The organism is Singulisphaera photorubra (genome assembly GCF_045290345.1).
In the GTDB taxonomy this organism is placed as follows: Bacteria; Planctomycetota; Planctomycetia; order Isosphaerales; family Isosphaeraceae; genus Singulisphaera.
Genome location: NZ_CP155447.1, coordinates 4,266,971 through 4,280,805, shown reverse-complemented (window position 1 = coordinate 4,280,805; position 13,835 = coordinate 4,266,971). Strand labels below are relative to the sequence as shown.

Here is a 13,835-nt window from a genome sequence, read left to right as displayed (position 1 = left end):
GGAAAGTGGTCTCCATGGAGTCGCGTGGCTTCCTCACTCGGTCCGCTCGCTGGGTCCTTGTCAGCCTGTGGCCGACTCAGAGACTTCTGTGGACGCGGGAAGGGATCCTTTACATCCTCGTCTGGCTTGGGCTCCTGGGAACGGGCCTGAACCAGCAGATTAACCTGATCCTGCTCGTGGCCGGTTTGGCCGCGGGACCGCTCGTTGCCTCGATCTTCGCCAGCGCTGCGATGCTCCGAAAGTTGCGCGTCACGAGGCGAATCCCCTCTTACGTCTTCTCGGGCGAGCCGTTGACGCTCGACTACTCGCTCGAGAATTCGCGACGTTGGATGGCGGCCCTGGCGCTCGCCGTCGAGGACGATCTCACTCCCTTGGATCGAATCGTTTCGGGCTCGAGCAGCGTCACACCTCGCGTTTTCTTCGCACGGGTCCCCGGTATGAGCCGGGCGCGACTTCGCTGGCAAGGGCCGAGTCCGAAGCGCGGGAAGTACCGATTCCGGATGCTCGACCTGGTCACCCGGTCTCCCTTCGGATTGATCGAGCGCCGGGTGACCACGCTGGAACCGGCCCAACTGACCGTCTATCCGAAGGTCGGCCAGTTGACGAGACGCTGGCAATTTCTGCAGCGGCAGGCGTCAGAGACCCATCGGGGGCTGCGGCACGATCGCTCGGCGCAGCAACAAGAATATCACGGACTCCGCGACTATCGTCCCGGCGATAGCCCAAGGTGGATCCACTGGCGTACCTCGGCACGGCTCGGGCAGCCGATGGTCAAGGAATTCGAGCAGCAGAACGAGCAGGACCTGGCGATTCTCCTTGACCCTTGGCTTCCCCGGACCAAGGTCATGCCCGAACAGCGCGAGTCGCTGGAGAAGATGATCCAGTTCGCCGCAACGATCTGTCTCGAGACATGTCGTCACCCGGGGCGAAGGCTCCTGCTCGGCTGGACCGGCCCCACTCCCGGAGTCCAACAAGGGCCCGCGTCGGTCAAGCTGCTCCATGAGTTACTCGAACAACTTGCCGTCATGCGCCCCTCGTCCGAAGGAACGCTCTCCACACTCTTCGATGCCCTGCCCCCGGCGACGCTCCGAGAGGCCGTGCTCGTGGTCGTATCCACCCGCCCAGTGAATCTGCTCGAGGAAGCCGAACGGTCTGAGCGACTTTCGGGAGCCTCTGCGCGAGGGTTAATGGGCCGGGTCGTTCTGCTCGACGCATCGAACGACGAACTCGCCGAGTTCATCCAATTTCCTGATGACCTCCCCCCGAATTCTTCGAAATCAGGCGCCTCGGGTCCAAGGGTCTCGCCGACTCAGGAGGCTCAGGACAGCAACCAGGATGGGATCGAGTCGATTAGTGGGGGCTCCTCGGAATGATCTTCACAACCCTCTATCGCACCAGCTTTTATCTTATGCTGACATTGGCGACGTTGACGATGAGCGTCGATGTCACCGACAATAATTTCAGCATACTTTTCCCAATTGCGGTTGCCATCAGCGGATTTATCGCGGTGATGACCGTCGACCGCAATCCTTCGCTCGGCCTACCGCGCCCCGCGGCCAATGGCCTGGCGTTGGTCTCGATCGGCCTGGTTCTTTTCGAATACCTGATCGATCCCGACTCGCTTTTGCGGGTGCTCGCCCATTTCCTCGTCTACCTCCAGCTGATCAAGATGTTCCTGCCCAAGACGCCCGAGGACGACTGGTTTCTCGTCCTTCTCGGCCTGACCCAGGTGCTCGTCGGCGTCTTCATCAGCCAGAGTGATCGAGTCGGCCTGCTGATGTTCTCCTGGGCGTTCCTCACCCTCTGGGTCCTGACCCTCTTCTCGTTGCATCGCGACTCGCTTCGGTATCGTTCGATTGCGAGCCCGGTGTTCTCAGCCTCGTTGCTCCCCGAGCATCGCGATTCAGCTCGGTCGAATTCCAATGCGGAACCGGTGCTCACAGCGACAACCGGCTCGGCTTCGGAGGAAGCGTATCCAGGCTTGCTCGACCTCCCGTTTGTACTCTCTGGGATCCGGGTGACCGCGTTAACACTCGCCCTGGGCGGGGTGATCTTTCTCGCGATGCCCAGACGAGGAACGGCGGCACGGATGTCACGAGGGTCCGATCCCGTGGCCGGCCACCTCACCGGTTTCGACGAAGAAGTTCAACTCGGTCAACTAGGCGAGATCCTCGAGAACGACAGCGTGGTGATGAGCATCGAGCTCTTCAATCAGGATCAACAGCGAATCAAACCGAAAGACGAATTGCTCTGGCGCGGCGTTACACTGTCAAGGTATGAGGAAGGACGCTGGTTTCGAGAAGAAAAGGGGTACTCGACACTCCCACCGAGCCTCGATCGGCCCCGTACGATTCAGCAGTCGATCAAGCTCGAGGCGACCGACTCTCCCGTCCTTTTCGGACTGCGACCGATCATCGATATTAAAGGAGGATCACGCCACGGTCCGGAATTCAACTCGAATGACGGCACGTTCATGCGTGATTCACTCAGGCCGGGCGGCTTCGACTACGTTGTCATTTCCGACGCCGACTCGACGGCTCCTCAACCCGGCGAGGAAAGGCTGAGATCGCATCAGCGTGAATCCCTTCTTGCTGTCCCTCCCGACCTCCTCGCCCCGCTCCGGAAGATCGCCCTTCCCCTGATCGAAAACATTCCCAGCGATGACCGTGAAGCCCAGGCGCGGGCCTTGGACGACTATTTACGAATCTCGGGCAAATTCAGCTATACGCTGCGCATGAACGTGGTGGATCGCAAAATCGACCCAGTTCTCGATTTTCTGATCAACCGCCAGGAGGGACACTGCGAATATTATGCGAGCGCCCTCGCCTTGCTGTTGCGTTCGGTTGATATTCCGGCCCGCCTGGTCAACGGATTCAAGGGGGGCGACTGGAACGATCTGGCGCAGGTCTTGAACGTCCGGCAGAAGCACGCGCACAGTTGGGTGGAAGCCTATCTCGAATCTCCCGCCCCTTCGCCCCCGAACTGGCTGACACTTGATCCGACGCCCGCCAACGAGCGGCGGGAATCGGTGAATCGGGTGGGTGGATTCAGTTCGAACTTCCGTCAGTTCACTGATTTCGTTCGATATATCTGGGTGTTCTTCGTCGTCGGATACAACGCAGATCGGCAACAGCGCCTGATCTACGAGCCGATCAGGCAACTCGTCACTGAGGCAAGAAACGGCTTTGCGATGATGGGTCAGTCCATTCGACCTCTCATTACCAACCTGCTCCACTTTAAAAATGTGGGGCAGTTTATCAGCGTGCGCGGGTTCTTTGTTTCCTTCACCGCCCTTTTCTCCTCGTGATGTTGACGCGTGCCTGCCTCTGGGTGATAGGCCGGATCCTCCGCTGGTACCGTGGCACCGATCAGGATCCTGCATCGCTTTCAGCAGGCGTGGTCTTCTACCGCCGCCTCACCCAACTCCTGACCGACTACGGCCTGGAACGTCCGCCGGCGGAAACTCAGCACGAATTTGCACGACGAGCCACGGTCTTCCTGACCGGCGGTGGGCTGAAGACCGAATCGGTCGCCGATGTCCCACGCCTGGTCGTGGACGCCTTCTACCGGGTTCGCTTCGGCCACTTGACGCTCTCTCCAGACGTACTGACGAGCCTCGAAGCCCGGCTGGACGCATTAGAAGCAAGCCTTCGCTCGAAGGACGCGTAAGCCGGAGTCATGAGCTGCGATCCCATGGGAACGAGCCCCCGCCTTTTTTTTCGTTGACGGCCAAATCGAGAGGGCGAGGGACCACGACGAGAGGAACGCCGGACTATGCGAGTCGGACTGGTCGGTTTCTCGGGAAGCGGCAAGAGCACACTCTTTCAACTCCTGACCGGAGCGACGCCCGACCCTGGGAAGGTTCACGCCGGCCAGGTTGGCGTCGCCACACTAGGGGATCCACGTCTCGACTTCCTGACTGAGCTCCACAAACCAAAGAAAGTCACCCCGGCTACCGTCGAGATGCTCGACACGCCGGGGTTGATCCCCGGCTCCCATGGCGACAACCCCCAGCGCCTGGCCTTGATTCGCGAGGGGGACGCCCTGCTCATCGTTTTGAGTTCCTTCGCCGGAGCGAACCCCGCCGCCGATCTGGCCGGATTCCGTGACGAAATCCTCTTCGCCGACCTCAGCGTGATCTCCAATCGAATCGATCGACTCACAGCGAGTTCCAAAAAACCGAGGGCGGACCGCGATGCCCAGCTCAAGGAGCTCGAGTTGATCAAGCGAATCTACGCGACTCTCGAAGCGGGTGAACCGATCTCGACCCTCGGTTTGACCGAGGAAGAAAAGAAGCCAATGCGGTCGTTTGGCCTGCTGACCGACAAGCCCCAAGTGGTGCTCTTGAACGCGCCCCAAGGAGAGGAACTCCCCGCCTCACTGTTGGCGTTGGCCCCGGACGCGCTTTGCCTCGATGCCAAGCTCGAACTCGAGCTTTCCCAACTCGATCCCGAGGAATGCTCGGTCTTCATGAATGACATGGGGATCACTGAGTTCGGTCGCAATCGAATCATCCGCAAAGCCTACGACGCGGTCGGAATCATCACCTTCTTCACGGCCGGCGAACCCGAGGTCCGTGGTTGGAACCTCGAACGCGGTGGATCCGCGGTCGATGCCGCGGGCAAGATTCACACCGACCTTGCCAAGGGTTTCATTCGAGCCGAGGTGACTGCGTTTGACGACCTGGCTCGGCTTGGAAGTATGAAAGAAGTCAAGGCAAAGAACTTGCAACGACTCGAGGGCAAGGAGTACGTCATCAAGGATGGAGACGTCGTCTTTTTCCGGAGCGGTCTATAAAATCGGCCTGAGACCGGACCGAACCGGTCAGAGAAGCGGATTCTCAGGTGACTTATCCGGGGGAGGAAAATCAGAATCGGTCTGTTGTTGTTCGTCCTGGAACGAGGTATCGTAACCGGCCTCGAACGCAAGGGCCTATCGGGGACGTGACGCGACGAGTTTCCACCCTGGGCAGGAGGTTCCCGTATGCGACTCTGCCGATTCTCCCTAGATGAAATCATTCTCACCGGTTTCTACGCCGATGACTGCGTGATCCCCATCGACCAGGCGGCCGAGGCCTATTCTGATGACAAGGGAGTCGAACTTCTGCTCCCGTCGACGGACGACCTCCTCGATCTCTTGCCCCCGGCCGGCGCCTATTTCCATGTGATCCGCGACCTCGCATCATGGGTCGATGAGCTAGACCCGGTCGGGTTGAGCGAGCTAGCGATTCCGCTGGAAGACGTCGAGCTGTTGGTCCCAATTGGTGCTCCCAGCAAGATTCTGCTGCTCGCGGGAAATTACGCCAAGCACATCGTCGAACGTGGCGGACAGAGCGTCGAGCGGGATGAGACGTTTCCCTATGTCTTTATGAAGCCACCGACCACGACGCTGACGAACCCTGGTGACCCGGTCGTCATCCCCCGAGTCTCTCCCGATCACATCGACTGGGAGTGTGAACTGGGCGTAATCGTCGGACGGAGGTGTCGGGATGTGGACGAGGCCGATGCGCTCGACTACGTGGCGGGTTACACGGTGGTCAACGATATCAGTGATCGGAAGTTCAGGCCAAACCCCAACCGAAAAGATCGAGAGCGCGACCGCTTTTTCGACTGGCAGCATGGCAAATGGCATGACACCTTCTGCCCCGTCGGTCCCTGTATCCTGACATCCGACGCGGTCGAGGACCCACAAGCCTTGACGATTCAGCTCTCTGTGAACGATGTCATCAAGCAGGATTCCTCGACGGATCAAATGATTTTCCCCGTCGCGGCAATCGTTTCATTCCTCTCGCGATTCATGACGCTTGAGCCGGGTGATATCATCGCGACGGGCACGCCATCGGGGGTGGGCTCAGCAACCAACACCTACCTTCGACCGGGTGATACACTACGAGCAACAATTTCCGGAATCGGTACCTTGGAAAATCCGGTCGAGGCCGAGGATTCTTGACGCAACCACCTCGTCTTGACGAGGGTTGCCGCGGCGATGAGGCAGGCTGACCGCAATCACCCAACCCAATCCCGGATCCTTATTTTCCGGGAAAGTTGGCGAGCGATTCGCAGCCAAGGCAAGGGCTTGGCCGCGAGCTTGACTTCAACTTGTCTGGCTTAATACAGCAAGCCCACGAGGGCGATCCGATCCAAGTCGCCGTCATCACCGACGGATAGAATTTCAAGTTCGAAGCTAGATCTGCTATCATTGTCCTCTCCGTCTGTTGATGAGGACCGTTTCTTTTTTTGCTTTTGCTTGGGATGGTGCGATGTCCGAGATTCGCAAGCTCCTGGTGGCCAATCGAGGTGAGATCGCTATCCGGGTCTTCCGGTCGGCGCACGAGCTCGGCATTCGCACCGTAGCCATTTATTCGCACGAAGATCGATTCGCCGTCCATCGGCTCAAGGCCGACGAGGCCTACCAAGTCGGCCATGCTGGCGAACCGATTCGGAGCTATCTGAACATCGAGGCGATCATCGCCTTGGCGCGGGAAAAAGGCGTGGATGCAATCCACCCCGGTTACGGCTTTCTTTCGGAGAACGCCGACTTCGCTCGCGCCTGTAAGGCCGCCGGAATCGCCTTCATCGGGCCTCGAGACGAGTTGCTCGACAAGTTGGGAGACAAGGTCGCCGCACGCTCGTTGGCCAAGGCGGCGGGGGTCCCTGTCTTGCTGGGCAGTGAGGAACCGCTCACACCGGGCCCCGAGGCTCACAAGATTGCCGATCAGCTCGGGTATCCCGTCATCGTCAAAGCCTCAATGGGAGGAGGCGGTCGCGGGATGCGCGTGGTCGAGTCGGCCGATGCCCTCGATTCCGCCATCGAACAGGCCAGGCGCGAGGCGGAGACCGCCTTTGGTGTTGCGGACGTCTTCCTCGAGAAGTTCATTCGCAAGGCCAAGCATATCGAGGTCCAGCTCCTTGGCGACCACCACGGGAACTTGGTCCACCTGTACGAACGCGATTGCTCGGTTCAGCGCCGGCATCAAAAGGTCATCGAGATCGCCCCGGCCTATAACCTCGACCCCGAACTTCGCAAATCAATCTGCGACGCAGCCCTCAAAATCGGCCGCTACGTCGACTATGACAACGCGGGGACCGTCGAGTTTCTCGTCGACGATGAGACGGGGACGTTCTATTTCATCGAGGTCAATCCTCGAATTCAGGTCGAGCACACCGTTACCGAAATCGTAACGGGGATTGACCTGGTCAAGAGCCAGATTCTGATCGCCCAAGGTTCGGAACTCTCCGACCCCGAAATCGGAATCGCGAATCAGGACTCGATTCAGACCCTCGGTTACGCCTTCCAATGCCGGATCACAACCGAAGATCCGGTGAACAAGTTCACGCCCGATTATGGGCGGATCACGCACTATCGATCCGCTGGAGGCCTTGGACTTCGGCTCGATGGCGGTCCGGGGATGACCGGCGGCATCGTCACTCCGTTTTACGACTCGCTACTGGTCAAGGTTTCAGCCAGCGGCCGGCGTTTCATCGATGCCGTCAAGCGGATGGAGCGAGCGCTTCAAGAGTTCCGCATCCGAGGCGTGAAGACCAACATCCCGTTCCTGCTCAACGTCATCGACCATCCCGCCTTTCTCGATGGGCGCTGTACGACCCGATTCATTGACGAAACCCCGGAGCTTTTCCGGTTTCCAATCCGGCAAGACCGAGCGACAAAGCTCCTGACGTTTGCCGCCGAGGTCACGGTCAACGGATTCCCCGGGGTGACTCGCCCCGCCAATTTTGTGAACCAGGCCGAGCCGGTTCCGCCGGCTCACGACCACGCCGCCGCCCCGCCGGACGGCTCGCGTCAGTTGTTCAAGAAGCTGGGGCCCGAGGCTTTCTCGCGCTGGATCCGTGATCAGACGCCGCTCCTGCTGACCGATACCACGTTTCGTGACGCCCACCAATCACTCCTGGCGACCCGAGTCCGCACCCGCGACATGCTTCGCGTGGCCGATGCCTATGCCCGGATCTGCCCGAAGATGTTCTCGATCGAGATGTGGGGAGGCGCCACGTTTGATACGTCGATGCGGTTCCTCAAGGAAGACCCGTGGGAACGGCTGAACCAGTTGCGGGAACGGATCCCGAACATTCTCTTCCAGATGTTGCTCCGTGGGTCCAACGCGGTCGGCTACACCAGCTATCCTGATAACGTGGTGCGCAACTTCGTCAAGGAGGCGGCGGCCGGAGGGATCGATCTCTTCCGCGTTTTCGACGCGTTGAATTGGATCCCGAACATGGAAGTCGCCCTGGAGTCGGTGCGCGAGGCCGGGGCCCTGTGCGAAGCCGCGATCTGCTACACCGGCGATATTCTCGATCCGAAGCGGCCCAAATACGACCTGGCCTATTACGTGCGGATGGCGAAGGAACTGGAGAAGCGCGGGGCCAACCTGATCGCGATCAAGGACATGTCCGGGCTCTGCAAGCCCCTCGCCGCCGAGCGGTTGATCAAGGCACTCCGCGAAGAAGTCGGCTTGCCGATCCACTTCCATACTCACGACATTGGCGGAGCGCAGGCAGCTAGTGTCTTGAAGGGGGCCGAGGTTGGACTCGACATTGCCGACGGCGCCGTTGCGTCGATGTCCGGGCTGACCTCCCAGCCCAGCCTCAACGCCATCGTCGAGTCGATGAAGTTCTCGCCCCGAGAAACCGAGGTCGACTCCGCGGCCCTGATCGAAGTGAGCCGCTACTGGGAGCAGGTTCGCGCCCTCTACACGGCCTTTGAGACCGACCTCCGCTCATCATCGTCCGAGGTCTATGCCTACGAGATGCCGGGGGGACAATATACGAACCTGTTCCACCAGGCCAAGGCGCTTGGCCTGGCCTCGCAGTGGCCCGAAGTCTGCAAGGCTTATGCAGACGTCAATATTCTCTTTGGCGACATCGTCAAGGTCACGCCCACCTCGAAAGTCGTGGGGGACATGGCCCTCTTTCTCGTCGCGAACAACCTGACTCCGGCCGACACGCTCGATCCTGAGCGAGAACTCGCCTTCCCCGAGAGTGTGGTCGAACTCTTCGAAGGCCGGCTCGGCCAGCCTCCTGGCGGCTTTCCCCCGGCGCTTCAGGAGCGCGTCCTCAAGGGGCGTCCCGCGATCACCGACCGGCCCGGAGCCGGCATGCCGCCCGCTGACCTCGATGCCGCGCGAGTGAAGGCCACGGAGCTACTGGGTCGGCCCGCCAGCGACCGAGATGCGCTCAGCCTGATTCTCTACCCGCGCGTCTTCCCTGAGCTGGCGGCTCACGAGCGCTCGTACGCTGATACGTCGATGCTCCCGACGCCCATTTTCTTCTATGGGCCTGATCCCGCCGCCGAGAACCTGGTCGAGATCGAACCCGGTAAGACCTTGATCGTCAAACTTCTCGCCGTGGGCGAGCCGCATGCCGACGGCAAGCGAACCGTCTTCTTCGAGCTCAACGGCCAGCCTCGCGAGGTGGAGGTTGCCGATCGCTCGCTGGCCTCCGCGGTTCGTGAAACCCCCAAGGCCGATCCCAACGACCCGAACCAGATTGGGTCACCGCTGCCCGGCCTGATCGTCGGAGTCGCCGTCAGCGTCGGCGATGCGGTTCGCAAAGGACAGAAACTGCTGTCGATCGAAGCGATGAAGATGGAAACGACCCTCTACGCCGAGCGCCCGGGTAGGGTCGGAGAAGTCCTGGCAGTGGTTGGCCAACAGGTCAAGACCGGTGAACTGCTCATCAAAATGACCGGCGAGTAAGGATGGGTTTGGCCCAGTTCTCCGGCACTGACATGAACGGCCTCTTTATCAAGACCTGGATACACAAGGGGGTCGTTGAATCCACCAACGACCTCGCCAGGCAGGTTGTCGTCAGCGGCCTCGGTGATTGTCCGGTCCTGGTCTCGGCCGAGCGACAGACTCGCGGCCGAGGTCGGGGCGATCACACCTGGTGGTCCGACCGAGGAAGCCTGACGTTCACGATCGGGATCGACCCAATCGCTCATGGACTCCGTACGGAGCACGAGCCTCGAGTGGCTCTTGCTACGGCCGTTGCCGTGATCGACGCCATCGCGCAATGGATCCCTCGAGAAAGCATCAGACTCCGCTGGCCCAACGACATCGAGGTCGAGAGCCTCAAGATCGCCGGGATCCTTCCCGAACGGGTCGGGACTCCGCATGGGGTCCGACTCTTGATCGGGATCGGGATCAACGTTTCAACCCGGCTGGATGACGCCCCCGCCGAGATCCGCCGGATGGCGACCTCACTCGCGCAACATGCCTCCCGGTTCTCCACGGCCTCGGATCATGAACGCGTTCTCGCGAGGGTGGTTGCCCACTTCGAAACAGCCATCGGTCGGCTCGCCGAGGATGATCTCGGACTCGCCGCGCGGTGGGATCAACTCGACGCACTCCGTGATCGCCCCGTTCGCCTCGATGTTGGTCCCCAGATCCTCGAGGGGATTGGGCGGGGTATCGACCCTTCGGGAGCCTTGCGGCTGGCCACCGACCAGGGGATCAAGCTCCTCTACGGCGGGCAGGTTCTCAGAGACAATCCTTCCTGAAAACCAGGTCTGGGCGCCCCTTCGCTCGGCGTTGATTTGAGCCATTCTCCCAGGCTTTGATCGCGGGCCTCCACGCCTCCATCGATTCGAGGACCCGACACGAATCGGCCGCCTTGGGAGAGGGTGTCTGAGCCTCGAATTAAAATAAAAGAGGCGGCCGGAGCTTGCCTGATAGCAAGCTCCGACCGCCTCTCGATGTTCTTCACTCAACTCAGTCGTCCGATCAGCGGGTCGCTGCGAACTCCTTGTCGGCCTTGGCCGCGTCGGGATGAGATCCAATCCAGTCGATCAAGATCGGGCTAGCGATATAGATCGTGCTGTAAGTACCGCTCAGGAACCCGACGACCAGGGCAAAGGCGAACCCGTGCAGCCCTTCGCCACCCATCACATAGAGGATGAGCACGACGAGCCAGGCTGTGAACGAGGTCAGAATCGTCCGGCTCAACGTCTGGTTGATCGCATCGTTGAGCATCTTCATCGTCAAGTGAGGGGTCTTCCCCTTCAACTCGCGAATTCGGTCGAAGATGACAATCGTGTCGTTGACCGAGAAGCCAATCAGGGTCAAGAACGCAGCGATCATTGGCAGGTCGATCTTGAAGGGTTCGATGAGCAGAAACTCTCGAACACCGGGAATCTGGGCGACCCAGTAGCTGGCGGCCACGGCGCCCAAGGTGAACAAGACGTCGTGAACGACCGCGAGGACCGCCGCGAGGCCGTAGATGAGCGACTTAAACCGGAACCAGAGGTAAGCGATGATGATCAACCAACTTGCGACCGTGGCGATCAACGCCAAGGTGCGAGTCTCGCTGGCCACCGTTCCTCCAAAGTTGGTGATCCGCTCGAACAGCATGTCACGGTTGTCTTGAAGCGCGACGGCCAGCGTTTTGAGCTCTTTCTCCGCCACTTCAGGTTCAAGATCCGTGCGGAGGATCATCGTCTTGGGATCCTCGCCCCGCTTGGCACCGACAATCTCGAACCTTGAGGTGGGGTTCGCGATGTTGTCTTTAGCCAGAACGTCGTTGGCGAAGATCGTCGATACGACCTGAGCAGGTGGGAGTGAGCTGTTGAACGTGATCGTATTGAACTTGAGCTCGTACTGCCTGCCGTCGGCAAACCGGTCGACAACCGCCGCCTTCGCCGTGTCGGTCGACGCGGGAGCGGCCGCTGCGGGAATCGGCTTGCTGGACCCGTATGTCATCGTCACGCGTTCGAGACTCTTGCCGAACGCCTTTAGAATCGTGTCTTTGACATGATTCGGGTTCTGTTCAGTCGTTCGGATATTGAAACGATTGAAAGTCTTGGCTTGGCCGACCTTCAAACTTTCAACCGTAACGTCGGGCAGCACCCCGGCCTTATCTCGCACGAAATTCGACCGACCCGAATCGGAAAGTGACTTAACGTCAGGATCCTGCTCGTTCAGTCGGATGGTAACCAGCGTTCCGCCCGTGAAGTCGATGTTGTACATGCTCTGACCGCGAAGATAGGTCGCGACCAGGCCGAAGAGGATCAGGATTGTGGACACGGCCATGCAATAGTGTCGCGGGCTGATGAAGTCGAAGTTCGACTTATCCATCAGCTTCATCATGGTCAAGTTCTTGATCCAACCTCGTTGGTAGAAGATCTCGAAGATGACGCGCGAGACGAAGACGGCGGTGAACAGGTTCCAGAGCATGCCGATGATCATCGTCAAGGCGAAGCCCTTGACCTCTTCGGTTCCAACAAACCAGAGCACGAGGCTCGAGAGCAAGTTGGTCACGTGAGAGTCGAAGATCGTCACCCAGGCGCGGTTGAAGCCGTTGCGGATCTGTTGGGCCAGACTCGCTCCGCGCTCCTTTTCCTCACGCATACGCTCGAAAACGAGCACGTTGGCATCGACCGCCATGCCGATCGTGAGCGCAAGGCCGGCGAGACCAGGCAAGGAGAAGGTCGACTGCATGAAGGCCATCGAGCCGATCAACAGGATCATGTTGAGAACGAGCGCGAAGACCGCAACCACACCGGCGAACCGGTAGTACACGACCATGAAGATTGGAACGACCAGCATCGAGACCCAGAGGGCGCGAACCCCCTTGGCAATCGTGTCTTCACCCAGGGTCGGGCCAACCTTCTCCTCCTGGAGCGGGTTGGGGTTCAAGCTCGCCGGCAGGCTACCTTCCTGGAGGATCCGGATCAGGTAGTCGACTTCCTTGGGTCGGAAGCCTTGTCCTCCTCCTTCGATGATCCCCGACTCACGAATCTCGGAGTTGATCGAGGGGGCCGACATGACCAGGTTGTCGAGGAGAATCGCCAGTTGATACTTGAATGCGTCCCCTTCCTCGGGCAAGTGCTCCCGAGTCAACTGGCCGAACTTTCTGGCCCCTTCTCGCTTGAAAACGAAGCCGACAGCGGGCTGGAGCCGCTCGTCCTGAGTCGCGTAGGCACGAGAGAGGTAGCGGCCGGTCACATCCTGACGATCGATGTTAACGAGGATCGATCGCTCGATGAGCCCGGGGCCGAGACGGTCCTCGCGAATGATCGGGTCGGCGGGACGGGGGTTATTCGGATCACCCGCCTGGATACCGCTGGGGTTATAGTCAATCCGATAAGACGAGATCGAACGCAGGCCGTGAGGGCTGGCCAGCGTGATCTCGTTGGCCGTGTTCTGCTCGATCTTGACTGGGATCGTCTGTTCGTTGCCTGACGCGTCCTTGCCGGTCAGCTCGATGTCGATCCCGGCATAGCGATTCTTCTTCCAGTCTTGTCCGAGATCGGTGATCGTCGTGTCGGTGAAGGTGGGATTGGTGCCCGTGGCGACCTCACCCACTCGCCCCCACTTGTACCGGTTCGGGGGCTTGGCACGCCCATTGGGGCCAAGCGCTCGTTCGGTGGCCGCCTGGTCATGCTTCCGGTTCGCCAGGATCCGGAACTCGAGTGCACCGACGTCGGTCAGTAACCGTTTGACCTCGTCGACGTCTTCATCGGCGGGAAGGATGATTTCGAGCCGATTGCTGCCGATCTTGCGGATCGGGATTTCCTTGACCCCCTGGGGATCGACGCGGTGCTTGAGCGCCGAGATCAACTCGTCCATGTTGAAGTTGGACGCCAAATTGTCTTTGACGGCTTCATAGACGAGGATCGTTCCGCCGGAGAGGTCGATTCCCAGCTTCAGTTTTTCAGATGGCGGCCACATCGCCAGCAAGCCCGCGAACGTAAAGCTCGCGATCACGCCAATCTTGAGGTGGAGCTTATGCCCCACGGCCAAGCCGTACAGGGCATAGAGGGCACTGAGAAAAAGGCAGGCGGCGATGACGTAGCCGATCGCTAACATTGCGAATTCCTAACGG

8 protein-coding genes are annotated in these 13,835 nt (G+C 59.9%); 7 read left to right on the top strand and 1 reads right to left on the bottom strand.

All coding sequences use genetic code 11. The annotated features are described in order from the left end of the window. Positions 1-14 precede the first annotated feature (14 nt). The 7 genes from V5E97_RS16285 to V5E97_RS16255 all read left to right on the top strand — a co-directional run bounded on the left by V5E97_RS16285 (position 15) and on the right by V5E97_RS16255 (position 10,512). The gene (locus V5E97_RS16285; protein WP_406700353.1) at positions 15-1,373 is read left to right on the top strand and encodes a DUF58 domain-containing protein; all 1,359 of its coding nucleotides are present in this window, start codon (positions 15-17) and stop codon (positions 1,371-1,373) included. Next, positions 1,370-3,307 carry a transglutaminase TgpA family protein gene (locus tag V5E97_RS16280; protein WP_406700352.1) on the top strand — a complete coding sequence of 646 codons (1,938 nt, stop codon included), beginning with the start codon at positions 1,370-1,372 and terminating at the stop codon, positions 3,305-3,307. The genes V5E97_RS16285 and V5E97_RS16280 overlap by 4 nt, the downstream gene beginning before the upstream one ends. After that, positions 3,307-3,669: a DUF4129 domain-containing protein gene (locus tag V5E97_RS16275; RefSeq protein ID WP_406700351.1), complete on the top strand. Its 363-nt coding sequence runs from the start codon at positions 3,307-3,309 to the stop codon at positions 3,667-3,669. The genes V5E97_RS16280 and V5E97_RS16275 overlap by 1 nt, the downstream gene beginning before the upstream one ends. 105 nt (positions 3,670-3,774) lie before the next feature. Next, positions 3,775-4,797, top strand: a complete 1,023-nt coding sequence (locus tag V5E97_RS16270) for a DUF933 domain-containing protein (RefSeq protein WP_406700350.1) — start codon at positions 3,775-3,777, stop codon at positions 4,795-4,797. Positions 4,798-4,983: 186 nt separating this feature from the next. Beyond that, positions 4,984-5,949, top strand: coding sequence for a fumarylacetoacetate hydrolase family protein (locus tag V5E97_RS16265; RefSeq protein WP_406700349.1), 966 nt, complete (start codon positions 4,984-4,986; stop codon positions 5,947-5,949). Between the two features lie 310 nt (positions 5,950-6,259). Further along, the gene (locus V5E97_RS16260) at positions 6,260-9,709 is read left to right on the top strand and encodes a pyruvate carboxylase (RefSeq protein WP_406700348.1); all 3,450 of its coding nucleotides are present in this window, start codon (positions 6,260-6,262) and stop codon (positions 9,707-9,709) included. A gap of 2 nt (positions 9,710-9,711) precedes the next feature. Then, a complete protein-coding gene (locus V5E97_RS16255) occupies positions 9,712-10,512 on the top strand; it encodes a biotin--[acetyl-CoA-carboxylase] ligase (protein ID WP_406700347.1) in 801 nt (266 codons plus the stop codon). 223 nt (positions 10,513-10,735) lie between these two features. On the opposite strand, the gene secD is transcribed toward V5E97_RS16255, so the two are convergent. Continuing rightward, a complete protein-coding gene (gene secD, locus V5E97_RS16250; protein ID WP_406700346.1) occupies positions 10,736-13,819 on the bottom strand; it encodes a protein translocase subunit SecD in 3,084 nt (1,027 codons plus the stop codon). Positions 13,820-13,835: the final 16 nt, after the last annotated feature.